Source organism: Glycomyces endophyticus (assembly GCF_039531525.1).
Classification (GTDB): domain Bacteria; phylum Actinomycetota; class Actinomycetes; order Mycobacteriales; family Micromonosporaceae; genus Glycomyces; species Glycomyces endophyticus.
In genome coordinates, this window is record NZ_BAAAQF010000019.1 from 82,082 (window position 1) to 108,874 (window position 26,793).

Consider the following 26,793-nt stretch of genomic DNA (forward strand, 5'->3'; position numbering starts at 1 on the left):
GCGGCGGTCAGGCGGCGAAGTCCAAGGTGTAGTAGTAGACCTCCTCGCCGTCGACGGGGTACAGCCACACGTCGATGCTGTAGTCGAGGACGGCGTCCGGCGGCGCGAACGCGAACTCGACCGAGGTCATGTCCGCGGGGACCTCGAACACCATCGTGTAAGTCCGGCCCTCGCCCTCCGAGCCGGGGTCGTCGTTCTCGATGAAGTGGTCGACCGCCTCGACGCCGACCGCCGCCAGCGGGCCGTTCCGGGTGTTGACCCAGAACTGCTCCAGCGCGTCGAACTCGAAGCGCATGTCGTTGTTGGTGTAGTCGTGGATGTACGAGAAGACGGCGGTGAGCCGGACCATGCCGGGTTCGGTGAGCCACCCCGCGGTCTCGTCGAAGGCCTGCCGGGACACCTGCACGGGGTCCTCCATCGAGAGCGAGCCGCCCGTCCACTCCTGGTCGTCGGACTCCAGTCCCACCTTCCACTTCACCAGGAGCTGCCGTTCGTCGAGCGCCCCGTGGTAGTACGCAAGGACCGGCGTCTCGACCTCGCCGCTCGCGAGGTCGAGGGTCTGCGCGCGCTCGGCGTCGGTGACGGTCACGGCGGTTCGGTCGCCCGCAGGGATCACGGCGTAGTACAGCGTGTCCTCGCCGGGCACTCCGGTGACGTTCCAGGACCGGTCGCCGAGCACGATCTCGGTCGCGACCTCGTGGACGCTGCCGTCGGGCAGGCTGAGCACCTGCTCGGCGGCCTCGAAGTGCACCAGCGCCAGCCGCTGGCCGGGGGCGAGCTCGGGCAGGTCCTCGATGAGCCAGGCGAGCCCCGCCGCCTCGGCGGGAGTGAGGACGCCCGCGCAGGAGGGGCGCAGCTCGAAGTGGGGGCCGCGAAGGAACCCGGTCGCCCCTTCGGGGAAGGCGGGGACCGCCCCGTCGCAGACCGTCCCCGCGGTGGTCACGAGGGCGCCCGAGACCGGTGCCCGGTCGGGGAAGAGGAGGTCGCCCGGGTTCAGGAAGAGCACGGACGCGAGCAGGGCGATCGCCGCCGCCGCTGCGGCCGCGACCGCGAGACGGCGCCTGGGACGGGTCGGGCGGGCGGGCAGGACCGGTGCGGTGTGGACGGTCGACGGCGGCGTCGCGGGCACGGCCGGGGGCGTGTACGGCCCGGGGGCCGGCTCGGCGGGCGCGGTGGGCGTGTCCGCGGGGGCGGCCGGACCGGCGAAGCCGGCCGCGCCGTCGGCGACGACGAGTTCGGGCCGTTCGATCAGGACCGGGGCGATGCCGGTGGCGCGGTGCACGACGCTGCCGGCCAGGGGCATCCGGGCGGCGCCGCCGACCATGAAGATCGCGGTGAGGTCGTGCCCGCCCGACTCGGCGCGCTCGCGGACCCGGTCGAGCTCGGCGGCGACGGGCGCGAGCAGCGGCTCGGCGACGGCCTCAAGCTCGGCGCGGGTGAGGTGCGCGGTCGTGTCGCGACCGGGGAGAGCGAGGGGCGCGGTGGTCGCGCGCGAGAGCATCTCCTTGGCCTCGCGGGCCTCGGTCCACACCTGGTTGCGTTCGCGCCGTTGGCGATCGGTCTTGGGGTCCACGACGCCGGCCCAGAATCCGGCTTCGGTCTCGGGGGCGGCGGCGCGCAGGTGTTCGACGACGGCCGCGTCGATGTCGATGCCGCCGAAGCCGCTCAGGCCGCCTTCGGCCACGACCGCGGGAGGCCCGTCGCCATCGCGCGCCAGGACCGCGATGTCGACCGTGCCGCCGCCGAGGTCGACCACGGCGAGGGCGCCGTCGATCGTGTGCCCCAGCGCGCGTTCGTAGTAGGCGGCGGCCGCGACCGGCTCGCTGACCGTCGCCGCCGACGGGAACCCGGCCGCCAGTGCGGCGTCGCGGAGCAGGCCGGTCTTCACCGCGCCCCAGGTGGAGGGGTGGGTGAGGACGATCGGCGGCGGGACGGGCGTCTCCTCCGTGCAGGCGCGCAGGACCTTCGCGAAGACCGCGGTGAGAACCGCCGACATCTCGATCTCGCTGTCGCCCAGCAGGATCGACGGCTCGGCGACGTGCCGCTTGGGGTTGGGCTCGAACCGGTCCGGCGCGCCCACGGCCAGGCGCAGGGCGTCGCGGCCGAGGTGGGTCTCGCCCGCGACGTCGAGGAAGACCCCGGAGGGCAGCAGCGGGGAGCCGTCGAACAGCAGCGGCCGGGTCCGCCCGTCGGGCGTGCGGAGCGCGGCGACCACATGGGACGTGCCGAAGTCGACGCCGAGGAGGTGAGGAGGGGTCACGCGGCAACCATACCGGCGCGGGACCCGCCCGGGTCGGACGCGAACGGGCCCTTATGCGGGCTTGACCGGTTGGCGCAGCACGGTCTTGAGTTTCGCCGGGGCGGTGCGACGGGGGTCGCTGAGGTAGACCTCGTGGTGGTCGCCGTTGAAGGCGAGGCCGTTGGCGGGCATGTACTCGGTGTGGAGGCGGGCGAGGACCGGGCCCTCGTCGTCATAGGAGCCGAGGTGGAGGATCTGGACGCTGGGCCCCTCGGTGAGGGCGAGGACGCGCAGCTCGGCGAGCGCGGGGTTGTCCTGCTTCGCGGCGGTCTTGGCGACGGCCGCGGCGACCTGGGCGTCGGTGATCCACTCGGGGAGGCTGATGAGCATGGTCCAGTCCCACTCGGCCTTGGCGCGGGTGAGGAAGGCGGCGGGGTCGTCGGCGCGCCAGAGCCCTTCGAGGGGGCCGACGGTGAAGTCGCGGCCCTCGGCCTTGCTCGCGAACTTGAGGGCGTACGCGGTGGCGTAGAGCGCCTCGACGGCGCCGGTGTAGGCGGGCGCGGTGTTCGGGTCGCCGCGGCCGTCGACCGCGAGGTAGCGCAGCTCGGGGACCTCGACGAGGGCGAAGTCCTTCGCCGAGGGGGCGTAGAGGTCCTTGCGGGCCTTCTTGACGTCGTACTTCTCCATCGTGCGCTCCTCGTCGTAGGCGGTGCTGGTGCGTTCGGCCCAGTCGATCTCGGCGGCGAGCACGGTCTCGCTGTAGTCGAAGACCGCGCGGGCGGCGGGCGGCAGGGGTTCCTGGGCGGCGCGGGCGGCGCGGACTCCGGCGAGCCGGTCCCGCAGCGCCGCAGCGCGTTCGGCGAGCCCGGCGGCGACCTCGGCGCCGGGGAGGACGGGGCTGTTCGCCATCCCCACGAGGACGCGGGCGCGGACCGGTGCGGGCTCGGCGAGGGCGTCGCGGGTGGCGGCGGCGCACTGCGCGAGCCCGGCGGCGGTCGCGCGGTACGCGACGCGGGACCTGCCGGTCCCGGGCGGCCCGGCGGGTTCGATCAGGCCGCGTTTGGCGAGCCGGTCGATGACGTAGTAGATCGAGGAGAACCCGAGCGCGGTCCAGTCGCGCACACCGCGCTCCTCGATGACGCGTTCGAGCGCGTACCCGTGCCGCGGGGCCTCGACGAGCAGGCCGAGCACGGTCAGCTCGGCGTCGGTGAGCGACTCCATCCCGCTATTCTAGCGCTAGAATAGCGGGCGGGTTGCGCCGGATGGATATGGTCGCTTCCGTCCGCTGACGCCCCACCATTGCGAGGAGCGCCCGTGTCCGGAAGGCTGCGGCATCCTCGCGGTCGTCGTGGTCCCGTTCCTCTTGCGACCGGGCCGGTATCCGCTCCGCTGACCGAATCCTCTGGGAGCCAATGCATGTCAACACTGCCGCCGCCCCGGCCCTCCTCGGGGCAGGGCCTGAAATGGGTCGTCGGGATCGTCATCGTGGCGGTCCTGGCGCTGGTCCTGACGGTCGTCCTCGCGGCCGTGTTCCTGTCCGACCGGCTCGGCGGCCTCCTGGCCGGCGGCGACGCGGACTCGCCGAGCCCGTCCGCGGAGGTCCCGGCCGACTTCGACGGGTCGCTGTGCAGCGACATCGACACGGCGCGGTTCGAGGAGCTGACCGGCGCGGCCGTGCACGCCACGACGCCCGGTGACGGCGCCGCCGGCGTCGACTCGCTGCACTGCACCTACGAGACGCAGGACGGCCAGACCATGGACCTCAGCGTGCAGGTCGGCGACGCGCCCGACTACGCCGCGACGACCGTCGCCGACCTCCGCGGGCCCATCGGCGAGGCGGGGTACGAGGTGGTCGACATCGCGGTCGCGGAGGCGGAGGGCTTCGCCTGGCGCCTCTCGATGGAGGGCGCCGGGGAGTACGGCGTCACCGTCGGCGACGGGCAGCTGGTGGTCACCGCGAGCCTCTCCTCAGGCGTGGCCGCCGTCGAGCCCGACACCGCCAGGGCCGTGGCGGAGGAGTACGCGACGCTGCTGCTGGAGCACTACGCGGCGTACGTGTAGCGCTGCGGCCCTTGCGGACCGGTCAATCGGTGACGGTGACGGCGAGCTGGATCGGGTCGGGCGGGCCGTTGCCGTCGGCGTCGCCCACGCAGTCGTCGAGCTCGGAGCGGTAGCAGTACTGGAACACCAGGGTGGTCTCCCCCGCGGCGACGGCGTCGAAGTCCCAAGTGAGGTACTCGGCCCCGGGGTCGTCGTCGGTGGACTTGCCGGCGTCGGCGAGCACGCCGGTGTCGGCGCCGTCCACGAGGTACCAGTTGTCGCCGGTGGTGCCGTTGAACCTGCCGAACTCGATCCGCAGGGTCTCGCCGACGCGCACCGTCACGGTCTCGGCGTCGAAGGTGACCGTCGTGTCGGGACTGGTGCAGCCGGCGAGGGCCAGGAGCAGGACGAGGAGTGAGGCCGCGATACGCATGTCTGAAGGTATCCACTCCGGACGGCGCGCAAACGCCCGCGGCCGGGCCGAGGCGGTCGGCCCGGCCGCGGGGCGGTCACTCGCTCGGCAGCGGCACGCCGAAGCGGTCGGCGGCGGCCTCCAGGTCGGCCCACACCTTGGGCGACAAGGGGATGCCGTCGGCGCGGCGGTCGGCCTCCGAGGCCGCGCCGCGGTCGCCGGGGACGCGCGGTTCGGCCGACTCGTCGAGGCGGGGCAGGCTCTTGACGGCGGCGATCGTGCCCGCGACGGCGGCCGGGTAGTCCCCCGCGCCGAACGCGGCGGGGTCGAGGGCGATGAGGAGCGCGTTCTGGCGGTGCTTCCTGTCCCCCTCGTGGAACGCCGAGACGATCGGCTCGCCGACGAGGACGCTCGTGAGCAGCTCGAAGGCGAGGGACATGCCCGCACCTTTGGCGCCGCCGAGCGGCAGCGGGAGCACCGCCTGCGCGGGGTCGGTGGTCGGCACGCCGTCGGCGGTGGCCGCGGCGCCCTCCGGCAGCGGCTCGCCCGACTGCCGGTACTGCTTGATGCGGCCGAGGGCCATCGTCGCGGTCGCCATGTCCAGCAGCGGGACCGGGCCGGAGGCCGTGGGGGCGGCGACGGCGAGCGGGCTGGTGGCGACGGCCGCGCCCTTGACGCCCGGGTAGGCCATGTTCGGCATGCCGGCGACGAACCCGATGCCGACCAGGCCGGCCTCGGCGATGCGGGTGGCGTAGTAGCCGATCGCGCCGGTGAGGGTGGTGCGGCGGACGGCGGCCGCGCCGATCCCGTGGGTCCTGGCGCGGGCGGCGGCCTCGTCGGCGGCGAGGGCCAGCGCGACCGGGCCGGGCGCGCGGTCGGCGTCCACAGTGCACACGGCGGCGGAGGTGGACTCGATCCTGATGTCGGGCTTGGCGTTCGCCTTGCCGGAGTCGAGGAGGTCGAGGTAGCGGGCGATGTAGGGGGCGCCGTGGGAGTCGACGCCGCGCAGGCTCGCCCAGACGATGACGTCGGCGAGGGTGGCGGCGTGGTCGGCGGCGAGGCCGGCGCGGGTGAAGACGGCGGTGGCGAACCCGGTCAGGCTTGCGGCGTCGACGGTCTTGGGGGCCATGGGGACTCCTTGGGGGTCAGCGGGAGACGGTGACGTTCACGATGGCGGTGGTGCCGCCTTGGACGGCCCGGTGCGCGCGGGCGAGGGCCGGGGCGAGCTCGGCGGGCCGGTCGACGGCCTCGGCGTGCATGCCGAAGGGCGCGGCGAACGCGGACAGCTCGGGCTGGCCGGAGAGGTCGACGCCGAGGTGGTCGCCGGTCTGCACGGCCGCGCCGTCGGGGTAGAACCGCAGGTGGTTCATTTTCATGGACTTGTACTGGCGGTTGTTGAACACGACGATGAGCAGCGGGAGGCCGTTGGCCTTGGCGGCGTCGAGGGACTGGACGATCGGGTTGTACATGAACGCGCCGTCGCCGATGGTGAGGACGACGGGCCGCCGGGGCTCGGCGAGCTTGACGCCGAGCGCGACGGCGATGCCCTGCCCGAGGCCGCCCTGGACGTAGAAGTAGGAGTCGGGCCGGTCGGCGAGGAGGTGCGCTTTCACGGTGCGGCTGTGGGTGATCGTCTCGTCGACGACGGCGGCGTCGGAGCCCGCGAGGAGGTCGCGGAGCGCGGCGGCGACCTGGGCCGGGTCGATGCGGTCGCCCTCGTCGGCCTTCGCCTCGGTCGCGGCGAGGCGGGCGCGGGCGCCGGCGTGGCGGGACTCGGCCGCGGCGAGGCGGCCGGCGACGGCGGCGCCGTCGGCCTCGGTGACGCGGGCGGCGAGCTGCCGGAGCGTGTTCGCGACGCCGCCTTCGAGGTAGTGGTCGGCGAAGAGGACCTGGTAGGCGATATGGGGTCGCTGCGGGACCTCGTCGACCACGACGACGCGGGCGGTCGCGGGTCGGCGGCTCGGCGGGTAGAAGGGGGCGCGGCAGTTGACGAGGAGGATGAGGTCCGCTTCGTCGATCCAGGGCCCGATGTCGCTGCCAGCGTGGAGGGCGTGGGTGCGCGGGAAGTTCGCGCACACCGCCGAGTCGGGTTCGACCACGGGCAGGCCCCAGGCCTCGGCGAAGGCCGTGAGGGCCTCGAAGCCGCCCGCTTCGCGTCCGGCGGTCTCGGTGACGACCACGGGGTTGCGGGCCCCGCGGACGAGTTCGGCGACCGCGTCGACCTCGGCGGGGGCCGACTGGGTGGCGCCGGGCGCGACGACGGGCTTGGCCTCGCGGCCGTCCCACTCCTCGAGGAGGATCTCGAGGGGCACGTTGAGGTAGACGGGCCCGGCGGGGGCCCGCCAGGCGAGCTCGGCGGCGCGGGCGATCATCACCGGGAGGGTGTGGACGCTCGCGGCCTCGTTGGCCCACTTGGTGAACGGCGCGGCGATCCGGTGCGGGCCGCCGACGACGGACAGGTTGCGGTACCACTGGCCGCCGGGGTCCTTGCCCGGTCCGTCGCCGTAGGTGGTGGACTCGGAGGAGGCCACGACCATGGGGACGCCCGCGAGGAGCGCGCCGTGGACGGCCATGGAGCCCTGGAGGAGTCCGGGGCCGGCGTGCAGGAGCACGCCCTGGGGGCGGCGCTTGACCAGGCCGTAGCCGTGGGCCATGCCGACCGCGACGGTCTCGTGGGTGAGGTCCAGGTAGTGCGGGGCCTGCTCGCCGTCGCGGCGGCGGCGGGCGAGGGACTCCCACACCGGGGCCCATTCGGACCCCGGCGAGGAGAACAGGTAGTCGGCGCCGGCGGCGTTGAAGGCGGAGACGACCGCGTCGCCGCCGTCAGCGCCCTGGTGGGTCTCGGTCGTCATCGGTCCCTCAGCTCTCGGTCGGCCAGTCGAGGACCTCGCAGATCCCCCGCCCCATGATCCACTCCAGCTCCTCGGCGGAGAAGGAGAAATGCTTGGTGAACTGCTCGATCGTGTCGGTGTAGGTGACGCCGTGGCCGAGCAGGCGCGTGATGTCGGTGCCCCAGAAGCAGCGCTCGGGGCCCATCTTGTCGACCATCTCGCGCACGTACCGCTCGATGTTCAGGTTCGGGAACGGCTGCGTCGAGTAGCCGGGGATCGCCGAGACCTTCACGTAGATGTTCGGGTGCTTCGCGAGGTCGGCGGTCTCGGAGACCCAGTAGCCGACGGCGTCGTCGACGCAGCGGGCCATGATCCCCATGTGGTCGATGATGATCTTCAGGCCCGGGTGGCGGTCGGCGATCTGGCCGAGCTCGCGCTTCCAGATGGGGGCGTGGACCATCGTGGGGATGCCGAGTTCTTCGGCGACGGGCCAGTACCAGTCGTTGGTGCCGTCGATCATCCAGTTGCGGTCCTGCGGGCGGTGGAAGGTCAGGCGGGTGCCCCTGACGTGCGGGTTCTGGGCGAAGTCGCGCAGGAGCGCGGTGCCCTCGACCGGGTCGTCCTGGGGGACGCGGGCCATGACGCCGAACCGGTCGGGGTGGGCCTCGCAGGCCTCCAGGGAGTAGTCGATGCGGTTGCCCTCCCAGCTCGGGGGGAGGATGAGGGCGCGGTTGACGCCGGCCTCGTCCATCAGCTCCAGGCACTCCTCGTAGCTGAAGGCCTCCTCGCGGTGCCCGTTGAGCCGGATGCGCTCGCGCGCGCCGGGAACCCACGGGCGGTCCGGGGTCTCCTCTTTCCAGACGTGGACCTGAGTGTCGACTACGAACATGGTCGCTCCTTATTCGAGTGTGTGCAAAACGTGTTCGGCGATGGCCATCGCGGAGGTGGCCGCCGGGGACGGGGCGTTGCGGACGGCGGTGACCGGGCCGAGCCGGTGGATGCGGAAGTCGTCGACCAGGCCGCCGTCCCGGTCGAGGGCCTGGGCCCGGATCCCCGCGCCCGCGCGCTCGACGTCGCGGACGCCGATCTCGGGCACGTACCGCCGGGCCGCTCGCATGTAGGCGCGCTTGGAGAGCGAGCCGTAGACCTCCTTGGCGCCGGTGCGCCAGTGGCGGGCGGCCATGCGCCACGCGCCGGGCCAGGCGGCGAGCCGGGCCAGGTGCGCGGGGCTGAGGTCGCGGCGCCGGTACCCCTCGGGGGCGAGGGCGAGAACGGCGTTGGGGCCGACCTCGACGGTGCCGTCGGTGCGGCGCGTGAAGTGCACGCCGAGGAACGGGTAGCGCGGGTCGGGGACGGGGTAGACCATGCCGCGCACCAGGTCCGCCTTGGCGTCGCTGACGCGCATGTACTCGCCGCGGAAGGGGACGATGCGGGGGCCGGGGCCGTCGCCGGCGAGGCCCGCGACGCGGTCGGACTGGAGACCGGCGCAGAGGATCAGCTCGTCGACGACGAGGCCGCCGTTCACGCGCAGCCGCGAGCCGTGCGCCTCGACGCGGGTCACCGGGGTGCGCAGGCGGACCTCGCCCCCGGCGGCCGCGACGTCCTCGGCGAAGGCGCGGGCGACCGCGGTGTAGTCGGTGATCGCGGTGCGCGGGGAGTGGATCGCGGCGAGGCCCGCGGCGTGCGGCTCCACCCCGCGCATGGCGCCGGGGCCGAGGCGGCGCAGGCCGGGGACGCCGTTCTCCTTGGCGCGCTTGTAGAGGGCGTCCAGGCGCGGCACCTCGTCCTCGCGGACGGCGACCACGAGCTTGCCGACCTCCGCGAAGGGGATCGCGCGCTCGGCGCAGTAGTCCTTGAGCAGGCCCGCGCCCCGGGTGCAGAGCGCGGCCTTGAGGCTGCCGGGCGGGTAGTAGATCCCGGCGTGCACGACCCCGGAGTTGTGGCCGGTCTGGTGGGCCGCGACCCGGTCCTCCTTCTCCAGGACCACCACGCGCGCACCGGGGCGGCGCGCCGTCAGCTCGCGGGCGATCGCGAGGCCGACGATCCCGGCGCCGACGACCCCGATCACCGGGTCAGCCATGCCGGACCGCCACGGTCTTGACGCGCGTGTAGAAGCGGACCGCTTCGGCCCCTTGCTCCTTGAACGGCGAGCCGGAGTCGCGGAAGCCGCCGAACGGCTGGTGGACGTCCCACCCGGAGGTGGTGGTGTTGACCGCGACCTGCCCGCACTCGACCTCGTCGGCGAAGCGGTGCGCGGCGGCGAGGTCCCGGGTGAAGACGGCGGCGGCCAGGCCGAAGTCGGAGTCGTTGACGGCGTCGATCGCCTCGTCGAGGTCCGCGACGGCGCGCAGCACGACCACGGGCCCGAACACCTCGTGCCGCCACACGTCCATGCCGGGCGTGACGCCGGTGAGGATCGTCGGGTTCACGAAGCAGCCGTGGGGATGCGCGGCCGGCACGTCGCCGCCGAGGAGGACCGCGGCGCCCTGCTCGACCGCCAGCGCGATGTCGGCCAGGACCGAGTCGCGCTGCGCGGGGCTGACGAGCGGGCCGCACTGCGTCTCCGGCTCGGCGCCGGGGCCGACCGCGAGCGCGGCGGCCTTGGACTCGAGGATCGCGGCGAACCGGTCGTGGACGCTGTGCTCGACCAGGACCCGGCTGGTGGCGGTGCACCGCTGCCCGGTCTGGCCGAACCCGGCGGCGACCACCGCGTCGGCCGCCGCGTCCAGGTCCGCGTCCGCGAGGACCACGGTGGCGTTCTTGCCCCCGAGCTCCCCTTGGAAGCGGACGTTCCGATCGGCGAACGCCCGGCGCAGGCGCTCCCCCACCTCGTTGGAGCCGGTGAAGGTGACCGCCGCGATCCCCGCATTCGCGAGCAGCGCCGGGGAGAGGTCTTTGGAGCGGCCCGTGGCGACCCCGAGCACGCCGGCGGGGAGCCCGGCGTCGTGGAGGGCGCGGGCCAGGTGCAGGGCGGAGGTCGGCGTCTCGCTCGCGGGCTTGAGCACGACCGCGTTCCCGGCCGCCAGCGCGGGCGCGAGCTTCCGCGCGGGGGTGATGACCGGGTCGTTCCAGGGCGTGACGGCGAGGACGACGCCGACCGGCTCGCGCCGGTAGTGGGTCTCGGTGCCGGGGCGGGCGTCGTGGACGAGGTGGCCGTAGGGCTCGCGGGCGAGGCCGGCGTAGTACTCGAAGAAGTCGGCGGCCTTCTCGACCTCGCCGGCCGCCTCGGCGCGGGTCTTGCCCATCTCGGTGGTGACGGCGGCGGCGATGTCGGCGGCGCGCTCGCGCAGGAGCGCGGCGGCCTGGAAGAGGACCCGGGCCCGCTGGAGCGGCGAGGTGCGGCGCCAGGTCCGGAACCCGTCGGCCGCCGCGGCGAACATGGCCTCGACGTCGCTCGCGGCGAGCGCCGGGACGCGGGCGGCCGGCGTGCGCACATCGGCCGGGTCGAACACCTCAACCCATCGACCGGTCTCGATCCAGCGCCCTCCCGTGAGGGTCTTCATCGACTGCACGGACACCACTCTCTTCCCACTGCTGCGGTTGCTGAAAGCCAACGATAGGGACGCCCGTGGCCTGCGACTACGGGTCGGACTGCATGCATATCTTGCGTTCTGAGGGGCGATCGGAGCATGATTCGCAGGTGACCGCGATCAGACCCGTACACCTGTCAGACGCCGCCGAGATCGCCGCGCTCCGGCGCGACAACCGCGACCACCTGGCCCCGTGGGAGCCGCTGCGCGACGACGAGCACTTCACCGACGCGAGCGTGCTCGAACGGATCGCCTCCGACATCGCCGCGGCCGAGATCGACGCCGGGCGCTCGCTCGTCATCCTCGACGGCGGCCGGATCGTCGGGCAGATCGCGCTCAACTCGATCATCCGAGGGGCGTTCCAGTCGTGCAGCATCGCCTACTGGGTGGCGAAGTCCGAGACCGGGCGCGGCGTCGCCACCGCGGCGGTGCGACTCGCGAAGCGGGTGGCCTTCGAGGACCTGGGCCTGCACCGGGTGCAGGGTGAGGTCCTCCCCCACAACCTCGGGTCGCGGAAGGTGCTGGAGCGCACCGGGTTCGTGCGGTACGGGCTGGCACCGGAGTACTTGAGGATCGCGGGGCGCTGGCAGGACCACGTGCTGTACCAGGCGATCAGCGCCGACTGGGCATGAGAGCGCCGGCAGGCCCCGTGGCGGGGCCTGCCGGCGTGGGGAGGAGCAGGGCTCGTCAGAACTCGTTGCCCCAGTAGTACCGCGAGAGGACCTCGACCAGGACCATCTTCTGGCGGGCCTGTTCGAGGGTGAGGAGGTCGCGGCCCGCGGCGGGTGCGAAGCCTTGGGAGGGGCTGAAGGCGAGGCGGTCCTCGCCGTGCTTGGCGGCGGCGCGGTCGACGCGGGACAGAAGGGTGTCGACGTCTTCGAGGGCGGGGTCGGTGGCGTCGACGACGCCGAGGCAGACGTCGCGGTCCTCGGGGACGGCGTCGAAGAGCGCGAACTCGGTGTCGGAGCCGGTGCTGTAGGGCAGGATCCAGCGGTCGACCGGGACGCCGGTGAAGAGGGCTCGGGCCGCGTCGAGGTCGAGTCCGTCTGCGGCGCTGTGGGTCGGGCAGAGGCCGACGCGGGCGTCGTCGGGGCGGTCGAGGCCGGTGACGGCGGCCGCGTCGATGGCGACGGCGTCGGCGAGGCTCAGGACGGGCTCGCGGCCGAAGAGGTGCTTGGCGTAGGCGGGGTTGTCGAGCTGGACGAGCCTGACGCCCTTGGCGAGGCAGCGCTTGATCTCGGCGTGGACGAGTTCGGCGAGGGCGTCGCCGAGGGCGCGGGCGCTGGACCAGTGGCCGCCGGGCTCGTAGGTCTGCTCGGCGATCCAGGCCGGGGACGGGAGCGTGGTCTTGACGGCGATCTCGGTGTTGGCGAGGAGGAAGTCCGCGTCGTCGGCGGCGAGCGGGGACTCGGCGGCGAGGTCGCCGTCGGCGGTCCAGCGGGTGCGGCCCCAGCGGTCGGTCTCGGTGGTCTCCTTGAAGCCGCGCACGTGGTCGAAGACGGCGCTGCGGAGGTCCTCGCGGCGCCAGTCGCCGTCGGTGACCACTGTGGAGCGGGTCATCCACTGCCAGGCGAGGAGTTCGGCGATGTTCTCGTCCTCGAGTTCGCGCAGCTCGCCGTAGTCGATGGCGCCGGCCTCGTAGCGGCGGCGGGCCTCGAGGATCTCGCCGGGGCGCGGGAGGCTGCCGTGGTGGTCGATGTGGAACCGGTTGTCGTCGGCCACGGGTCACACCGCCTTCGTGCCGGGCTGGCCCCAGGCGGCGAAGTCGAGTTCGTAGCCCAGGCCCGCGAGGGTCTCGCGGGCGATCCGCTCGTCCTCGTCGGGGGTGCCGCCGGAGATGCCGAGGCCGCCGATGAGGCGGCCGTCGAGTTTGACGGGGATGCCGCCCTCGGTGGGGACGATCGGCTGGTGGCCCATCTGCGCGACCTGGTTGAAGAACACCGGGTTCGAGTCGGCCCAGTTCCGCAGCTGCGCGGAGGGCCGCTCCATGACGGCGGCGCTGTAGGCCTTGGCCTGGGCGATCTGCGGGGTGATCGGCCGGGCGCCGTCGGCGCGCTTGACCAGGACGGTGTAGCCGCCTTCGTCGACGACGGCCACCGAGAGGGCCTTGCCGAGCGCGGCACCCGCCTTCAGGGCCGCGTCGGTCAGGTCTTCGGCCTGCTGGAGGGTGGGTCTCATGCTGTCTCCTTGGTGGTCAGGGCGTCTCGGGCGCGCGCGACGGCGGCGTTGAACAGGTCGGGGGCCTCCCAGTACATCGAGTGCGGGGCGCCCGCGACGAGTTCGAGGCGCGAGCCGGGGAGGAGTTCGTGCGCGCGGCGCACCGTCGCGGGGCGGATCACGGCGTCGCGCTCCCCGGCGAGGAACGTGACCGCGAGGCCGGCCTGCTCGACCTCTTCGACGGTGGGGCCGCCGGTGGAGAGGTTCCGCAGGTCCTGCATGGTGGCGGCGTTGAAGGTGCCCATCTGCGTGAACAGGAACGTCAGCTCGGGCGAGCGCTTGCGGAACTCCGGGGTGAGGAGCCGGTCGATGACCGGGAGCTTGACGGCCTCGGCGCGGTCGGCGGCGGCGAGCGCGGCCAGCTCGGGGTGGTTGAGGCCGCCGAGGGAGTGGCCGAGGACGACTCCCGAGACGCGGTCGGAGGCGACGGCGGCGCGCAGGGCCGCGACCGCGCCGATGGACTGGCCCACCAGGAGCGCGTCGCGCAGGTCGGCGGCGTCGAGCACGGCGGTGATGTCGCCGGGGAACTCGAGGCTGTCGACCTCCCGCTGCTCGTCGAAGGCGCTGCCGGAGTCGGAGTTCCCGAAGCCGCGCAGGTCGACCGCGGCGACGGTGAACCGCTCGGCGAGGGCCGGGACCTGCTGCCACCAGGCGGCGTGGTGCCCGCCGGAGCCGTGCACGAGGAGGATCGCGGGTCCGGCGCCGTGGACCTCGTAGTAGATCCGGGAGCCGGAGGAGTCGGCGTAGGGCATCAGGCGCCTTCCGGCTTGGGCCCGAAGGCGGCCGGGTTGACGTACAGCTCGACCTCCAGGCGCTTGTTCGGGTGGTAGACGATCTCGATCATGGTGTGGTCGGGGTCGTGGATGTAGCAGAACTGGGACCGGTTCTCGGGCCGCGCGAGCGGCCGCGTGTAGCGCACGCCCAGGTCGGCGAGGTGCTTGAGGAACCCGTCGAAGTCCTCCACCTCGACCGCGAAGTGGTAGGGCGCCATGCGCTCCATCTCCTGCACGGGCGTGAAGTGGAGGTCCCAGCCGCCGCGCGTCAGGAGCACGACCTTGGTGTTGCTCTTGGGCATGATCCGCTGCATCCCGAAGACCTTCGTGTACCACTCGACCGTTCGGTCGACGTCGGTGGTCGGGAAGTTGACGTGGTGGATGTAGCGGGGCAGGTGCTTGTCGTCGTCGCTCATCGACGGCTCCTCTCGATCGGTTCGTCCTCTACTACGGGGTTCTCCAGGGCGCCGATCCCGGAGATCGCGACCTCGACGGTGTCGCCCGCCGTGATCTCGCAGGTGCCGTCCGCGCCCATCCAGAGGACGTCGCCGGGGTGGACGGTCAGGTACCGCGACATCTCGGCGAGGTACTCGTACGGGTCGAAGACCATCGCGCCGGTGTCGAACGCGGCCTTGAGCTCGCCGTTCACGCGGACCTCGGTGGTCTGCGCGAGCGGGTCCACCTCGGTCTCGATCCAGGGGCCCATGGGCTTGAACGTGTCGCTGTTCTTGGCGCGCCACAGGGTCCGGTCGCCGTGCTGCCACTCGCGGGCCGAGACGTCGTTGCCGATCGTCCAGCCGAACACCGCCTCGCGGGCCTCGTCGGCGCCCGCGCGGCGCAGGGGCTTCCCGACGACGGCGACGAGTTCGCCCTCGGCCTCGAAGCGGCCCTGGAGGTCCGCGGGCCTGACGATGGCGTCGCGGTGGCCGGTCAGGGCGTTGTTGGCGCGGTAGCCGACCTCGGGGCGCTCGGGCACGGCCGCGCCCGGGTGGCCCATGGCCCGCGCGTGCTCGATGTGGCCGCGGTAGTTCAGGCCGACGGCGTAGAACACGCCCGGGGCGACCGGCGGCAGGAACCGCGCGGCGGCGACCGGGACGGTCCCGCCGGTGGGCTCGGGCGCGCCGGTCAGCGGCGAGCCGGTGAGGAGCAGGACCTCCTCCCCCTCGACCCGTCCCCACCAGCGGCGGTACTCGACCTCGACGCGGCAGTACCGCATCACGCCTCCAGCAGGTGGTGCACGCGCTTGGTCGCCAGGTAGGCGTCGAGGACCTCGGACCCGCCCTCGCGGCCGTACCCGGACTCCTTGAACCCACCCGAGGGCGCCTCGGAGACCGAGCCGCCGCAGTGGTTGACCGAGAGCACGCCGGCCTCGATCTCGCGGGTGAACCGCTCGGCGACGGCCGCGTTCTTCGTGAACAGATACGCGGCCAGGCCGAACGGGAGCGAGTTCGCGATCCGGACCGCCTCGTCGAACTCGGTGAACGGCACGATCGGCGCGAGCGGCCCGAAGGGCTCCTCCACCATGCAGCGCGCGTCCAGCGGCACGTCGGTGAGGACGGTCGGCGGGAAGAAGTACCCGGGCCGGTCCGGTCGCGTGCCGCCGGTGCGGATCGTCGCGCCGCGATCGACGGCGTCGGCGACGAGGTCCTGCATCGCGGTCAGCCGCCGCACGTTCGACAGCGGGCCCATGTCGGCGCCGCTGAAGCCGTCGCCGAGGCCGACCGCCTCGCACTCCTTCACGAACGCGTCGGTGAACGCCTCGATGAGGGACTCGTGGACGAGGAACCGGCTCGGCGAGGTGCAGACCTGGCCGGCGTTGTGGAACTTGGCCTTCGCGGCGCGCTTGGCCGCGGTCACCGGATCGGCGTCGGCGCAGACGATCACGGGCGCGTGCCCGCCGAGCTCCATGATGGACGGCTTCATGACGGACCCGGCGAGGGCCGCGACCTGCTTGCCCACGGGCACCGAGCCGGTGAACGCGACCAGGCGCGTCACCGGGGACTCGATGAGGTGCTTCGCGACCATGGCGCCGTCGCCGAAGACCACGTTCAGGACCCCCGGGGGGAGCCCGGCGTCGTGGAAGCGGCGGGCGATCTCGTTGGCGGTGCCCGGGGTCTCGGAGGCGGCCTTGACGACGATCGAGCAGCCGGCCGCCAGCGCGGCGGCGATCTTGCGCATCGGGGAGCCGATGGGGAAGTTCCAGGGCGTGAACGCGGCGACCGGGCCGACGGGCTCGCGGCGCACTGTGAGGAGGGTCTGGTCGTCGACGGGGACGACGCGGCCGTAGGCGCGGCGGGCCTCCTCGATGTTCCAGCGGAGCGTGTCGGCGACGCGCAGGGCCTCGCCGCGGGTCTCCCGGTAGGTCTTCCCGGCTTCGAGGGTCATCACGTGCGCGAAGTGGTCGGCGTCGGCGGTGATGAGGTCGGCGGCCTTGCGGAGGATGCGGGTGCGCTCGCTGACGGGGGTTGAGCGCCAGGTCCGGAAGCCCCTGGCGGCGGCGGCGAGCGCGCGGTCGAGGTCGGCGGCCGTGGCGGTGGGGACGCGGCCGATCTCCTGTTCGGTGGCGGGGTTCAGGACCGGGCGGGTGGCGCCGTCCGACGAGACGCATGTCTCGCCGTCGATGTACATCCGAAGGTCGGGGTAGTGGTGTGTCATGGGTGCCTCTCTACTGCTGCGCCGACTCGGAGTCCCGGTTGGTGCGCAGGGCCCAGATGTGGTGGGGCGGGGTGGTCTCGTGGACGCGGGTGCCGTAGGAGTCGTCGACGCGGTCCATGTCGGCGGCGAGTTCGACGCGGCCGCCGCTGGGGGCGTGGATGAAGCGGAAGACGTTGGAGCCCACGGTGTGGCGGCCGAGGCGGCGGGCCTCGCGCCAGCCGCGCTCGATCATGGCGTTGCCGCCCTCGATGACGTCGTCGAAGCCGGGGACCTCGAAGGAGACGTGGTTGTGGCCGGTCTTGTCGGGGCGGTGGCACAGCAGGAGGTTGTGCTGGTCGTCGTCGCCCTCGCACTGCATGAAGGTGCCCATGGGCTTGACGACGTCGCGCGGGGTGAACTCCAGCCGGTCGGTGTAGAAGGCGTTGGCCTCGTCCTTGCCGGCCTTGGCGATGTTGAGGGCGACGTGGCACATGCGGAGGGGCCGGACGCGGCCGACGCTCGTGAGGGCGCGGTTCCAGCGGGCGACGTTCCCGGCGGTGTTGCCGGGGCGGGCCTCGGCGGGCCGGAAGCCGCTGTCGCGCACCAGGGCGAGGCCGACGCCGAAGCCGGAGAGGTCGCTGAAGTGGCGGACCCCGTCGGCGGTCTCGACGACCTCGCGGTCGGCGGCGACGGCCGCGGTGAGGCGGTCGAGTTCGGCGGGGGTGTCGACGCCCCAGACGACCTCGCGGATCGTGGGCCCGGGTTCGACGGGCGGGGGCAGGTGCGGGGGCGGGTCGGTCTCCAGGACGAGGGTCTGGCCGACGAGGGTGGTGAAGACGGCGCGGTCCGCGGTGCGCTCGGCGGGGGTGAGGCCGAAGTCGTCGAAGAACCGCGCGCACTCGTCGAGGTCGTCGACCCCGAAGGTCGTCGACTCGATGCGCTGGATGCCCATGCTGCCTCCTTGCAGGTCGCCGCCGATGTCGGCGGCATTGCGATCGTAGGAATGGAGTCCCCGGTGGGACAAGGGTCCGGACGGCACCGTCGCCTCAACCGGTGCTTGCGCGGGGCGCGGGCTGCTGCTCGGCGAACCACTTGGTGAGGAAGTCGAGGAACAGCTTCACGCGGGTGCTGGCGTTCTGGCTGGGGCCGTAGACGGCGTAGAGGGGCCGCTCGGGGACCGGCAGGTCGGGGAGGAGCTCGCGGAGCGCGCCGCTCTCCAGGTCGGCGGCGGCGGGGCGCTGCGGGATGAGGGCGACGCCGCGGCCGTGGACGGCGGCCTTCTGGATCGCGAGGTACGAGTTCGACTGGAACACGGTGTTGCGGATCTTGTGCAGGGTCGACCGGTAGCCGTGGCCGATGCGCCAGACCGGGTCGTTCAGGTGGACCAGGCACTCGTGGTCGTTGAGGTCGCCGGGGGCGTCCAAGGGGCCGCTGCGCCGCAGGTAGGACTCGGAGGCGCACAGCACGAACGGGAGCGTGGCGATCTTCTTGAGGCGCACGTTGGAGTCGCGCAGGTCCCTGGTGTGGAAGGCGACGTCGAACCCGTTCTCCAGGAAGTCGTAGGTCCGGTCGGACATGCCGCCGAGTTCGAGCCGGAGGTGGATCCTGGGGTGCGCGGCGGCGAACGCGGCGACGGCGTCGCCGAGGTCGAGCGTGCCGATCCACTTGGGGCAGATGACCGACAGCGGTCCCTCGGGGCGGTCGTGGAGCGCGGAGATCCCGGCGTCCTCGGCGTCGATGTCGTCGAGGATGCGGCGCGCGAACTCGGCGTAGCGGGAGCCGGACTCGGTGAGGCTGATCGAGCGGGCGGTGCGGGTGACCAGCTGCACGCCGAGCTGCTTCTCGAGGTCGGCGACGTGCCGGGAGATCAGCGACCCGGAGGTGCCGAGCTCCTTGGCGGCGCCCGAGAAGCTGCCGACCTTGGCGGCGGTGACGAAGCTCTTCATGATGAGGAGGCGGTCCATGGCTCTCTCCTGTGGTCGATGGTGGAGCGGTGCCGGAGGAGGGGCGTCCCCCTCCCCCGCGGGCCGGAGCCCGTCCCGCTCATGGACAGCGGGCGTCTAGCCGCAGTAGCCGGGGGCGTCGTCGAGGTTGTCGGCGGTGATGAGGGTGAACGGGTTCGACTGGATCGGCTCGACCTCCTGGTCTTCGAGGAGGCCGACGATGTTGTCGACGGCCATCTGGCCGAGCACGTACGGGGAGTTGGCGACCGTGGCGGCGAACTCGCCGTCCCGGATCGCCTGGAGCCCCGCGTCGGTGCCGTTGTTGGCGACGATCTTGACGTCGGAGTCCGCGGCCTGGAACGCGTTCAGGGCGCCGAACGCCATGTCCTCGTTGGCGACGAACACGTAGTCGAGCTCCGGGTTGCCCTGGATCATGTTCTCGGCGACGTCCTGGGCGGTGGCCCGGTCGAACATGCCGGGCTGCTCGGCGACGACCTCGACGTTGTCGCCGACGGCGTCCTTGAAGCCGCCCACGAGGATGTCGGAGGCCGCGCCGGGCGCGCCCGCGATGATCCCCGCGGTGACCGGCGCGCCGGCCGAGTCCTCGGTGACGAACCCGGCCGCGGCCGCGCCGATGCCGTGCAGGTCGGTCTCGACCGCGCCGAGCAGGGCCTCGGGGTCGGCGTCCGCGACGATCGAGGTGAGGAAGATCGGGACGCCCGCGCCGTTCGCCTTGGCGATGTCGCCTTCGAGCGCGTCGGCGCTGACGGTCTGCACCACGACGGCGTCGACCTGCTGGGCGATCATGTCCTCGATGTTCGAGAGCTCCTTCGCGGCGTCCTGCTGCGAGTTCGCGACCAGGACCTCGACGCCCAGGTCGGCGGCGGCGTCCTGGACGGACTGCTCCAGGCAGGTGTGGAACTCGGTGGTGGAGCCGTTGACGAAGCCGATGGTGATGGCGTCCTCGTCGCCGCCGCCCGCGTCGTCGGAGCAGGCCGCGGCCGACAGTGCGGTCAGGGCCGCGGCCGCGAGCGCGGCGAGGGGCCGTCGGAGGTGTGCGGGCATGGAGCACCGCCCTTTCTTCATTGGAAGGGGTTGGCGCCGGCCTAGTGGCCGGACTTGTGGAGGGAGTTGAAGACCGCCGCGACGAGGAGCACCGCGCCGGTGGCGACCAGGTGGTAGTAGCTGGAGATCTGGAGCAGGTTGAGGACGTTGCCGACGATCCCGAGGAGGACCACGCCGAGCGCGGTGCCGACGACGGTGCCCCGGCCGCCCGCGAGGGAGGTGCCGCCGATGACGACGGCCGCGACGGCTTCGAGCTGGAGGGCGAGCCCGCCGGTCTCGGGGCTGGAGGCGGCCAGGCGCGAGACGAGCATGATCGCGGCCAGTCCCGAGAGGAGCCCGGCGACGGCGTAGAGGACGAGCTTGTTGCGGGCGACCTTGACGCCCGACAGGCGGGCCACGTCCTCGTTCCCGCCGATCGCGAACGCGTCGCGGCCGAACACGGTGTGGCGCATGACGATCCCGATGACGATCAGGACCGCGGCGGCGACGACCACGAGCGTGGGGACGCCGAGGACCGCGCCGTTGCCGAGCCACGACAGGCTCAGCCCGATCGAGATCGAGAACCCGCCCAGGACCAGCAGCTTCACGCCGTCGAGGAGCGTGGCGGTGGCGAGGGTGACCACGAACGGCGCGACGTTCGTGAACGTGACGGCGACGCCGTTGACCAGGCCCAGGAGCGTCGCCAGGCCGAGGGTCGCCAGAACCGCCTGCCAGACGGGCGAGCCGCCCTCGATGAGCTGCGCGGCGACGGCGGTGCCGACGCCGGTGATGGACGCCATCGAGAAGTCCATGCCGCCCGCCGTCATGAGCAGGGTGAGCCCGCCCGCGATGATCGAGACGACGGCGACCTGCCGGGAGACGTTGAGGAGGTTGGTGACGGTGAGGAACTTGTCCGTGCGGCTCGCCGCGAACACCACGACGACGGCGATCACGGCGACGAGCCCGAGGTGGGGGATGCGGAGGAAGCCGGGGAGCCGCTCCTTGAGGCCGGCGGGGGCGGCGGGACCGGCGGCGGTGGCGGTCGTGGTCACGTGGGGTCTCCTTGCAAAGCGGGGCGGGGCTGGGGTTCGCGGAGGGCGCCGCCGAGGACGGCGGCGATGAGCTCCTCGCGCGTGACGGCGTCGACGTCGAACCCGGCGACGGCGCGGCCGCCGCGGACGGCGAGGACCGAGGCGGCCAGGCGCATGACCTCCTCCGCGGAGGAGGAGGCGAGGAGGACCGCGACGCCGCGGTCGGCGAGGGCGTCGATGAGCGCGTGGATCTCGGCCATGGCCGCGACGTCGACGCCGTTGGTGGGCTCCTCCAGGAAGCACGCCGCCGGGTCGGTGCCGAGCCACTTGGCGAGCAGGACCTTCTGCTGGTTGCCGCCCGAGAGGCGGCCGACCGCGGGGTTGCGCTGCAGCGCACGGACCTTGTAGGCCTCGCGCAGCGGCGCGGCGCGGCGGGCGAGGGCCGCCGGGAAGTGGAGGCGGCGCCGGTGGAGCCGGTCGTGGGCGAGCATGACGTTCTCGTCGACGCTCAGCTCCGGCACCAGCCCGAGGGTGCGGCGGTCGCCGGTGACGCAGCGGAGCCCGGCGCCGAGGGAGCGGCCGACGCGCCCGAACGGGACGGCCCGGCCGTCGACCGCGAACGCGCCTCCGCCGGGGCGGCGGCGGCCGGACACGAGGTCGAACAGGCGGGACTGGGCGTCCCCGGCGGGGCCGAGGACCGCGACGATCTCGCCGCGGCGGACCTCGACGTCGAGGTGCTCGATGAAGCGGCCGTCGCGCAGGCCCGTCAGGGCCAGGCCGACCTCGGGCCGGGGGGCGCGGCGGGGCGGCCGCACCGAGACGACCTCGCGGCCGACCATGGCCCGGACCAGGGACCGCTCGTCCATCTCGCCCGCGGCGGCGCCGGCGACCACCTCGCCGTCGCGCAGGACGGTGAGCCGGTCGGCGAGGCCGAGGACCTCGTCGATGTGGTGGGAGATGTAGATGACGGCCTTCCCGGCGGCGCTGAGCCGGCGCACCAGGGCCCGGATCTGCTCGGCGTCCTCGGCCCCGAGGCACGCGGTGGGCTCGTCGAGGATGAGGGCGTCGCCGCCGCGGTTCACCTCGCGGGCGACCTCGACCATGGTCTGCTCGGGGACGGTGAGGTCGGCGACCGTGCGGTCCACGTCGAGGTCGATGCCGAGCTGCCGCAGGGCGTCCCGGGCGGTGGCGCGCATGGCGCGGCGGTCGACGAAGCCGCCGCGGCCGGGGAGCGCGCCGAGCATGACGTTCTCGGCGACGGTGAGCCCGAGGACGAGCTCGCGCCGCTGGGGGACGGTGGCGATGCCGAGCCGGCGGGCCTGGCGGGGGGTGAGGTGGTCGTGCGCGGCGCCGCCGACCTCGATCGTTCCGGCGTCGGGGGCGTGGACGCCGGCGAGGAGCTGCACGAGGGTGGACTTGCCGGCGCCGTTCATGCCCATGAGGGCGTGGATCTCGCCGGGGCGGAAGTCGACGCTGACGCCCTTGAGGGCGGCCGCGCCGCCGAAGCGCTTGACGACGCCGCGGACGCGGATGACGGGCGGGGCGACCGGCAGGGGCGCCTCGACCGCGTTGTCGAGGGGAGCGGTCATCAGCCCTCCCGGGTCCCGGTCCTGGCGAAGCCGCGGACGTCGGGGAACGGGGGCTCGCGGTCGGGCTGGAGGTCGACCTCGAAGGCGTTCAGGCACATCGCGAGCATCGCGAAGTTCCCGAGGCACCCGACGGCCTCGACCAGGCCCTTCGCGCCGAAGTGGGCCTCGGCGGCCCGGAAGGTCGCCTCGGAAACGAAGTGGTCGGCCAGCAGCTCGGCGCAGAACGCGTGGAACGCGGCGTCCTCGTCGCGGTCGAAGGCCGGGGCCTCCCTGCGGGCGATGGCCTCGACGGCCGCCCGCGGGATGCCGGCGTCGACGGCCTTGTCCACGTGGGCGTTCCACGAGTACTGGGCGTCGAAGGCGCGGGCGGCCAGGAGCAGCGCCAGCTCCGAGAGGCGGGTGGGGAGGCTGGAGTCGAAGCGGACGAACGCCCCGAGGGACTCGACCCGGTCGCACAGTTCGGGACTGTTGAGCCACACGCGGAACGGGCCGCGGACCGCGCCGCGCCGCCCGGCGATGCGGTCGGCGATCGCGCGCTGCCGCTCGTCCATCTCCTCCGGGTCGATGATCGGAAGTCTCATAAGCTCCATTGCCTTGCGTCCGTCCTCTTTCGGCGTCCGCTCAGGGACGCCTGTGAGGGCTGTTTCCAGTGGGTTTCCGAAAACGTACAGCAGGAATTGACCGCTGTCACAGGTCGAGAGCGCAGCCTTACCTTGCAGCCCGCGTGATGGTTCGCGGCGGTCGCGGGATCTAGCCTGAAGACCGTCGTGTCAATTGCCCGATCGGAGGAGCCATGGCAGTCATCGTCAAAGTCGCGGACGTCGAGGTGATGGACCGCGGCGGCGCCGTCCGCACGATCCCCCTGGTGACGACCCCGGTCGCCCAGGGCGAGAACCGGATCACCACCGGGATCAGCACCTACCCGGTCGGGTCGGGCGCGCCGCTGCACTCGCACAACTGCGACGAGCAGGTGACGATCCTCGACGGCGTCGCCGAGGTCGTGGTGGACGGCGAGGCGACCCGCCTGGAGAAGTGGGACACCGCGTACGTGCCCTCGCCGGTGCCGCACCTGTACCGCAACGTCGGCGACACGCCGCTGACGATCCTGTGGATCTACCCCTCGGGGACGGTGACGCGTACGTTCACCGAGACGGGCGTGACCGTCGAGCACCTCTCCCCCGGCGACCAGATGGGCTGAGGGGACGCGGAACGGCGCGCCCGCGGTCGCGGGCGCCCCGTCTCGTCGTGCCTCAGGCCCGGCGCTCGCGGCCCCGGCGGACCGCGGCGGCGAGCTCGCCGAGGAGGCGCTCGGTCTCGTCCCAGCCGACGCAGGCGTCGGTGACGCTCTGCCCGTAGACGAGCGTGTCGAGCGGGGCCGGCTCCTGGCGGCCGGGCTCGATGAAGCTCTCGATCATGAGGCCGGCGATGCCGCGCTCGCCCAGGGCGATGCGGTCGCCCAGCTCGCGCACGACCTCGGCCTGGCGGACGTGGTCCTTGCCGGAGTTGGCGTGGCTCGCGTCCACGACGAGGCGTTCGGGCATGTCGTGCTTGGCGAGCAGCGCCAGCGCGTCGCGCACGTCGGCGGGGCCGTAGTTCGGGCCGCCGCGCCCGCCGCGCAGGATGATGTGGCAGTCGGGGTTGCCGCTGGTGGAGACGATGGAGGCGCGGCCGTCCTCGTCGACGCCGAAGAACGTGTGCTCGCCGGCGGCGGAGCGGCAGCCGTCGATGGCGCCGCCGAGGTCGCCGTCGGTGGAGTTCTTGAAGCCGATGGGCATCGACAGGCCCGAGGCGAGCTGGCGGTGGACCTGGCTCTCGGTGGTGCGCGCGCCGATCGCGCCCCAGGAGACGGCGTCGGCGATGTGCTGGGGGCTGAGCGGCTCGAGGAACTCGCAGCCGACGGGCAGGCCGGTGTCGAGGACGTCGAGGAGGACCCGCCGGGCCAGGCGCAGGCCCGTCTCGATGTCGTGGGTGCCGTTCAGGTGCGGATCGTTGATGAGGCCCTTCCAGCCGACGGTGGTGCGGGGCTTCTCGAAGTAGACGCGCATGACGACCAGGAGGTCGTCGGCGAGCGGCGCGGCGGCCGCGGCGAGGCGCCGCGCGTAGTCGCTCGCGGCGGCGGGGTCGTGGACCGAGCAGGGCCCGACGACGAGGAGGAGGCGGTCGTCGCGGCCCGCGAGGACGTCGTCGACGGCGGCGCGGCTGTCGGCGACGAGGGCGGCGCGGTCGGGGCCCAGGGGCAGCTCGCCGCGGAGGACGGCCGGGGCGACGAGCGGCTGGAAGCCGCGGACGCGCAGGTCGCTGGTTTGCGGGGCGGCGGCGCGCGCGGCGCTGTTGGCGGCGGCGAGATGCGTGGCGGCGCGGTCCGAGGCGGCGCGGCCGGAAGGCGTGCTCATCGGGCGGAAGTCTCCTCTGGTTGCAGAGGCGGGTGGAATCCACTCGGTGTCAGCCCGGTGCCGGCCCGCCTCGACGACGAACGCCAGAGACGGGCGTCTCTGGCGTGTGGCTCCGGGTGTCCGATGGTCAGCGCAGGTGACCGCGGGCTCCACCCGGAGCCTGCGTAAAGCGCTGATACCAGCGGACGGCGGACATGCGGGAACCGTAGCACACGGTCCCCGCATGTCGCGGACTCGGCTAATAGGCGAGGCCGTGGCCGAACCTGAAGAGCGGGTCCTTCGTGTCGAAGGGCACGTCGGGGCGGCTGGCGGCGACGGCCTCGGTGCTCGACGGGACGTCGAAGGGGAGGCGTCCGCGGGGGGCGTCCTTCCCGGTGAGGACGTCGAGGAGGGCGCGGGCGCTCGTGCCGCAGGAGACCGGACGGGCGGCAGGGACGAGTCGCGGGGACCCCGGCAAACGGGTGCGTTCCCTACAATTTGAGAGGAACCGCGCAAAGCCCGCGCGAGACTCGGACCCCCTTCGACTGGAAGGAATTCCGGCTTGAGACCACTCACCCGCACCCTTGCGGCGGCCGCCTCGGCCGCCGCGCTCACGCTCACCCTCCTCGCCGTCGCCCCGCTCGCCGCCGCCGCGCACCCGCGCGGCATCGACTGGGGCCCCTGCCCCGAAGTCGACCCCGCCGAGGCGGTCGAGTGCGCGACGATCGACGTCCCGCTGGACTACGCGCGCCCCTGGCGCGGCACCGTCGAGATCGGCCTGGCCAAGCGCGAGGCGACGAACCCCGCCAAGCGGATCGGCACCGTCCTCATGGACCCGGGCGGCCCCGGCGGCTCGGGCGTGGGCTCGGTCATCGGAGGCAACCCCCTCACCGGCGAGGCCGCCGAGCGCTTCGACATCGTCGGGTTCGACCCGCGCGGCGTCGGCACCTCCACGCAGGTCCTGTGCAGCGAGGAGGCCTTGAACAACGCGGCGCTCGGCGTCCCGGTCGACCAGGAGTCCTTCGAGGCGATCGAGGCCGCGAACGCGGCGCTCACCGCGGACTGCCGCGAGCACACCGGGCGGCTCTTCGACCACGTCTCCAACCTCGACACCGTCGAGGACATGGAGCGCATCCGCCGCGCCCTCGGCGAGGGGAAGCTCAACTTCCTCGGATACTCGTACGGGACCCTCATGGGCCAGCAGTACGCCGAGGAGTACCCGCGCAACATCCGCACGATGGTCCTGGACGGCAACATGGACCACAGCCTCGAGACCACATGGGACTTCCTGCGGACCGAGACCGCGGCCGTGGAGGAGAACTTCCTGGAGTTCGCGTCCTGGTGCGAGTCCGCGCCCGAGTGCGCCCTGTACGGCTCCGACGTGGCATCGGTGTACGCCGACCTCAAGGCGCGGGCGCGGGCCGGTGAGCTCGTCGACCCCTACGACGGCACGCCGCTCGACTTCTACGCGCTCTCCTCGTTCTACACGTTCTCGGCGAACTTCCCGCAGGCCTGGACCGACCTCGCCGCGGAGTTCAAGGCGATGCGGGACGGCGAGCAGCTCGGCGGCGCGAGCGCGCTCCAGGAGGAGCCGGTCCTCTGGGAGAACCTCTACTACCCGGCCTGGTGCCAGGACTGGGGCTGGGACATCGCCGACTACGACGAGTACGCGACGCTCCAGGACCGGCTCGCCGCCGACTCGCCGAACGTCGAGTGGTCGCCGTACGACCAGCACGCGCTCACCTGCCTGGGCTCGGGCATCGAGCACACCAACGAGCGCGACGAACTCGACGTCCCGCGCAGCGCGCCCGAGATCGTGTTCATCGGCAACGTGCACGACTACGCCACGGTCTACCCGTGGACCGAGACCGCCGCCGACCAGGCCGACGGCAGCCTCATCACCTACGAGGGCTACTGGCACACGATCTACGGCGGGTTCTCGGAGTGCGTCGACGAGGCGGTCAACGACTACTTCGTGCACCGCACCAAGCCCGAGAAGGGGCTGAGCTGCCCGAACCTGGACTTCCCGGGGATCGCGGGCCTCTCCGCGGGCGAGCGCTCGCCCGCGACCGGACCGTACGGCCCGTAGCGGCGACGGGTGCGGCCGGACACTGGTCCGGCCGCACCCCCGCGTACTA

The 26,793-nt window shown here is 73.2% G+C and carries 26 protein-coding genes; 4 read left to right on the forward strand and 22 right to left on the reverse strand.

What is annotated here, in order from left to right; translation table 11 throughout:
- Positions 1 to 7 precede the first annotated feature (7 nt).
- Both ABD419_RS19890 and ABD419_RS19895 read right to left on the reverse strand, forming a co-directional pair.
- Complete coding sequence (locus tag ABD419_RS19890; protein ID WP_344490083.1) at positions 8 to 2,260, reverse strand: Hsp70 family protein; 2,253 nt, start codon at positions 2,258 to 2,260, stop codon at positions 8 to 10.
- A gap of 51 nt (positions 2,261 to 2,311) precedes the next feature.
- Positions 2,312 to 3,460 (reverse strand): GyrI-like domain-containing protein, encoded by a 1,149-nt coding sequence (locus tag ABD419_RS19895; protein WP_344490086.1) that lies wholly within the window; start codon positions 3,458 to 3,460, stop codon positions 2,312 to 2,314.
- Between the two features lie 195 nt (positions 3,461 to 3,655).
- Between ABD419_RS19895 and ABD419_RS19900 the strand changes: the two genes are divergently transcribed.
- Positions 3,656 to 4,300 (forward strand): hypothetical protein, encoded by a 645-nt coding sequence (locus ABD419_RS19900; RefSeq protein WP_344490089.1) that lies wholly within the window; start codon positions 3,656 to 3,658, stop codon positions 4,298 to 4,300.
- 22 nt (positions 4,301 to 4,322) lie between these two features.
- Here ABD419_RS19900 and ABD419_RS19905 read toward each other — a convergent pair whose 3' ends face one another.
- The 6 genes from ABD419_RS19905 to ABD419_RS19930 all read right to left on the reverse strand — a co-directional run bounded on the left by ABD419_RS19905 (position 4,323) and on the right by ABD419_RS19930 (position 11,025).
- Positions 4,323 to 4,712: a protease inhibitor I42 family protein gene (locus ABD419_RS19905; RefSeq protein WP_344490092.1), complete on the reverse strand. Its 390-nt coding sequence runs from the start codon at positions 4,710 to 4,712 to the stop codon at positions 4,323 to 4,325.
- A 76-nt stretch (positions 4,713 to 4,788) separates the two neighbouring features.
- Positions 4,789 to 5,820, reverse strand: coding sequence for an Ldh family oxidoreductase (locus tag ABD419_RS19910; RefSeq protein ID WP_344490095.1), 1,032 nt, complete (start codon positions 5,818 to 5,820; stop codon positions 4,789 to 4,791).
- Positions 5,821 to 5,836: 16 nt separating this feature from the next.
- Positions 5,837 to 7,543 carry a thiamine pyrophosphate-dependent enzyme gene (locus ABD419_RS19915; RefSeq protein WP_344490098.1) on the reverse strand — a complete coding sequence of 569 codons (1,707 nt, stop codon included), beginning with the start codon at positions 7,541 to 7,543 and terminating at the stop codon, positions 5,837 to 5,839.
- 7 nt (positions 7,544 to 7,550) lie between these two features.
- Entirely contained in the window at positions 7,551 to 8,411 is an 861-nt protein-coding gene (locus tag ABD419_RS19920; protein WP_344490101.1) for an amidohydrolase family protein, read from the reverse strand.
- A 9-nt stretch (positions 8,412 to 8,420) separates the two neighbouring features.
- Positions 8,421 to 9,602, reverse strand: coding sequence for an L-2-hydroxyglutarate oxidase (gene lhgO / locus ABD419_RS19925; protein ID WP_344490104.1), 1,182 nt, complete (start codon positions 9,600 to 9,602; stop codon positions 8,421 to 8,423).
- Entirely contained in the window at positions 9,595 to 11,025 is a 1,431-nt protein-coding gene (locus ABD419_RS19930) for an aldehyde dehydrogenase family protein (RefSeq protein ID WP_344490230.1), read from the reverse strand. Before ABD419_RS19930 ends, lhgO begins: the two co-directional genes overlap by 8 nt.
- Positions 11,026 to 11,162: 137 nt before the next feature.
- Here ABD419_RS19930 and ABD419_RS19935 point away from each other — a divergent pair, with 137 nt between their 5' ends.
- Positions 11,163 to 11,684, forward strand: coding sequence for a GNAT family N-acetyltransferase (locus tag ABD419_RS19935; RefSeq protein ID WP_344490107.1), 522 nt, complete (start codon positions 11,163 to 11,165; stop codon positions 11,682 to 11,684).
- Positions 11,685 to 11,739: 55 nt separating this feature from the next.
- On the opposite strand, the gene ABD419_RS19940 is transcribed toward ABD419_RS19935, so the two are convergent.
- The 12 genes from ABD419_RS19940 to ABD419_RS19995 all read right to left on the reverse strand — a co-directional run bounded on the left by ABD419_RS19940 (position 11,740) and on the right by ABD419_RS19995 (position 22,864).
- A complete protein-coding gene (locus ABD419_RS19940; RefSeq protein ID WP_344490110.1) occupies positions 11,740 to 12,774 on the reverse strand; it encodes a methionine synthase II (cobalamin-independent)-like protein in 1,035 nt (344 codons plus the stop codon).
- 3 nt (positions 12,775 to 12,777) lie between these two features.
- On the reverse strand, positions 12,778 to 13,230 hold the full coding sequence (locus ABD419_RS19945; protein ID WP_344490113.1) for a GlcG/HbpS family heme-binding protein: 453 nt from the start codon (positions 13,228 to 13,230) through the stop codon (positions 12,778 to 12,780).
- A complete protein-coding gene (locus ABD419_RS19950; RefSeq protein WP_344490116.1) occupies positions 13,227 to 14,021 on the reverse strand; it encodes an alpha/beta fold hydrolase in 795 nt (264 codons plus the stop codon). Before ABD419_RS19950 ends, ABD419_RS19945 begins: the two co-directional genes overlap by 4 nt.
- Positions 14,021 to 14,458 carry a VOC family protein gene (locus ABD419_RS19955; RefSeq protein WP_344490119.1) on the reverse strand — a complete coding sequence of 146 codons (438 nt, stop codon included), beginning with the start codon at positions 14,456 to 14,458 and terminating at the stop codon, positions 14,021 to 14,023. The genes ABD419_RS19950 and ABD419_RS19955 overlap by 1 nt, the downstream gene beginning before the upstream one ends.
- Positions 14,455 to 15,258, reverse strand: a complete 804-nt coding sequence (locus ABD419_RS19960; RefSeq protein ID WP_344490122.1) for a fumarylacetoacetate hydrolase family protein — start codon at positions 15,256 to 15,258, stop codon at positions 14,455 to 14,457. The genes ABD419_RS19955 and ABD419_RS19960 overlap by 4 nt, the downstream gene beginning before the upstream one ends.
- A complete protein-coding gene (locus ABD419_RS19965; protein WP_344490125.1) occupies positions 15,258 to 16,697 on the reverse strand; it encodes an NAD-dependent succinate-semialdehyde dehydrogenase in 1,440 nt (479 codons plus the stop codon). Before ABD419_RS19965 ends, ABD419_RS19960 begins: the two co-directional genes overlap by 1 nt.
- 10 nt (positions 16,698 to 16,707) lie before the next feature.
- The gene (locus ABD419_RS19970) at positions 16,708 to 17,628 is read right to left on the reverse strand and encodes a VOC family protein (RefSeq protein ID WP_344490128.1); all 921 of its coding nucleotides are present in this window, start codon (positions 17,626 to 17,628) and stop codon (positions 16,708 to 16,710) included.
- 94 nt (positions 17,629 to 17,722) lie between these two features.
- A complete protein-coding gene (locus ABD419_RS19975; RefSeq protein WP_344490131.1) occupies positions 17,723 to 18,640 on the reverse strand; it encodes a LysR family transcriptional regulator in 918 nt (305 codons plus the stop codon).
- Between the two features lie 96 nt (positions 18,641 to 18,736).
- A complete protein-coding gene (locus ABD419_RS19980) occupies positions 18,737 to 19,684 on the reverse strand; it encodes a sugar ABC transporter substrate-binding protein (RefSeq protein ID WP_344490134.1) in 948 nt (315 codons plus the stop codon).
- Between the two features lie 41 nt (positions 19,685 to 19,725).
- Positions 19,726 to 20,715, reverse strand: coding sequence for an ABC transporter permease (locus tag ABD419_RS19985; RefSeq protein ID WP_344490137.1), 990 nt, complete (start codon positions 20,713 to 20,715; stop codon positions 19,726 to 19,728).
- A complete protein-coding gene (locus ABD419_RS19990; protein WP_344490139.1) occupies positions 20,712 to 22,283 on the reverse strand; it encodes a sugar ABC transporter ATP-binding protein in 1,572 nt (523 codons plus the stop codon). Before ABD419_RS19990 ends, ABD419_RS19985 begins: the two co-directional genes overlap by 4 nt.
- On the reverse strand, positions 22,283 to 22,864 hold the full coding sequence (locus ABD419_RS19995) for a carboxymuconolactone decarboxylase family protein (RefSeq protein WP_344490142.1): 582 nt from the start codon (positions 22,862 to 22,864) through the stop codon (positions 22,283 to 22,285). Before ABD419_RS19995 ends, ABD419_RS19990 begins: the two co-directional genes overlap by 1 nt.
- A gap of 212 nt (positions 22,865 to 23,076) precedes the next feature.
- Between ABD419_RS19995 and ABD419_RS20000 the strand changes: the two genes are divergently transcribed.
- Complete coding sequence (locus ABD419_RS20000) at positions 23,077 to 23,481, forward strand: cupin domain-containing protein (RefSeq protein WP_344490144.1); 405 nt, start codon at positions 23,077 to 23,079, stop codon at positions 23,479 to 23,481.
- Between the two features lie 52 nt (positions 23,482 to 23,533).
- On the opposite strand, the gene ABD419_RS20005 is transcribed toward ABD419_RS20000, so the two are convergent.
- Both ABD419_RS20005 and ABD419_RS20010 read right to left on the reverse strand, forming a co-directional pair.
- Positions 23,534 to 24,676, reverse strand: coding sequence for a 3-deoxy-7-phosphoheptulonate synthase (locus ABD419_RS20005; RefSeq protein WP_344490146.1), 1,143 nt, complete (start codon positions 24,674 to 24,676; stop codon positions 23,534 to 23,536).
- A 238-nt stretch (positions 24,677 to 24,914) separates the two neighbouring features.
- Entirely contained in the window at positions 24,915 to 25,133 is a 219-nt protein-coding gene (locus ABD419_RS20010; protein ID WP_425556133.1) for a glycoside hydrolase family 3 C-terminal domain-containing protein, read from the reverse strand.
- 84 nt (positions 25,134 to 25,217) lie between these two features.
- Between ABD419_RS20010 and ABD419_RS20015 the strand changes: the two genes are divergently transcribed.
- Positions 25,218 to 26,744, forward strand: a complete 1,527-nt coding sequence (locus ABD419_RS20015; protein WP_344490148.1) for an alpha/beta fold hydrolase — start codon at positions 25,218 to 25,220, stop codon at positions 26,742 to 26,744.
- Positions 26,745 to 26,793: the final 49 nt, after the last annotated feature.

Bases quoted from the DNA above. Each gene is read 5' to 3' on its own strand.
- ABD419_RS19895 (WP_344490086.1), bottom strand. From the start codon at position 3,460: ATGGAGTCGCTCACCGACGCCGAGCTGACCGTGCTCGGCCTGCTCGTC.
- ABD419_RS19900 (WP_344490089.1), top strand. From the start codon at position 3,656: ATGTCAACACTGCCGCCGCCCCGGCCCTCCTCGGGGCAGGGCCTGAAA.
- ABD419_RS19905 (WP_344490092.1), bottom strand. From the start codon at position 4,712: ATGCGTATCGCGGCCTCACTCCTCGTCCTGCTCCTGGCCCTCGCCGGC.
- ABD419_RS19910 (WP_344490095.1), bottom strand. From the start codon at position 5,820: ATGGCCCCCAAGACCGTCGACGCCGCAAGCCTGACCGGGTTCGCCACC.
- ABD419_RS19915 (WP_344490098.1), bottom strand. From the start codon at position 7,543: ATGACGACCGAGACCCACCAGGGCGCTGACGGCGGCGACGCGGTCGTC.
- ABD419_RS19920 (WP_344490101.1), bottom strand. From the start codon at position 8,411: ATGTTCGTAGTCGACACTCAGGTCCACGTCTGGAAAGAGGAGACCCCG.
- lhgO (WP_344490104.1), bottom strand. From the start codon at position 9,602: ATGGCTGACCCGGTGATCGGGGTCGTCGGCGCCGGGATCGTCGGCCTC.
- ABD419_RS19930 (WP_344490230.1), bottom strand. From the start codon at position 11,025: ATGAAGACCCTCACGGGAGGGCGCTGGATCGAGACCGGTCGATGGGTT.
- ABD419_RS19945 (WP_344490113.1), bottom strand. From the start codon at position 13,230: ATGAGACCCACCCTCCAGCAGGCCGAAGACCTGACCGACGCGGCCCTG.
- ABD419_RS19950 (WP_344490116.1), bottom strand. From the start codon at position 14,021: ATGCCCTACGCCGACTCCTCCGGCTCCCGGATCTACTACGAGGTCCAC.
- ABD419_RS19955 (WP_344490119.1), bottom strand. From the start codon at position 14,458: ATGAGCGACGACGACAAGCACCTGCCCCGCTACATCCACCACGTCAAC.
- ABD419_RS19960 (WP_344490122.1), bottom strand. From the start codon at position 15,258: ATGCGGTACTGCCGCGTCGAGGTCGAGTACCGCCGCTGGTGGGGACGG.
- ABD419_RS19965 (WP_344490125.1), bottom strand. From the start codon at position 16,697: ATGACACACCACTACCCCGACCTTCGGATGTACATCGACGGCGAGACA.
- ABD419_RS19970 (WP_344490128.1), bottom strand. From the start codon at position 17,628: ATGGGCATCCAGCGCATCGAGTCGACGACCTTCGGGGTCGACGACCTC.
- ABD419_RS19975 (WP_344490131.1), bottom strand. From the start codon at position 18,640: ATGGACCGCCTCCTCATCATGAAGAGCTTCGTCACCGCCGCCAAGGTC.
- ABD419_RS19980 (WP_344490134.1), bottom strand. From the start codon at position 19,684: ATGCCCGCACACCTCCGACGGCCCCTCGCCGCGCTCGCGGCCGCGGCC.
- ABD419_RS19990 (WP_344490139.1), bottom strand. From the start codon at position 22,283: ATGACCGCTCCCCTCGACAACGCGGTCGAGGCGCCCCTGCCGGTCGCC.
- ABD419_RS19995 (WP_344490142.1), bottom strand. From the start codon at position 22,864: ATGAGACTTCCGATCATCGACCCGGAGGAGATGGACGAGCGGCAGCGC.
- ABD419_RS20000 (WP_344490144.1), top strand. From the start codon at position 23,077: ATGGCAGTCATCGTCAAAGTCGCGGACGTCGAGGTGATGGACCGCGGC.
- ABD419_RS20005 (WP_344490146.1), bottom strand. From the start codon at position 24,676: ATGAGCACGCCTTCCGGCCGCGCCGCCTCGGACCGCGCCGCCACGCAT.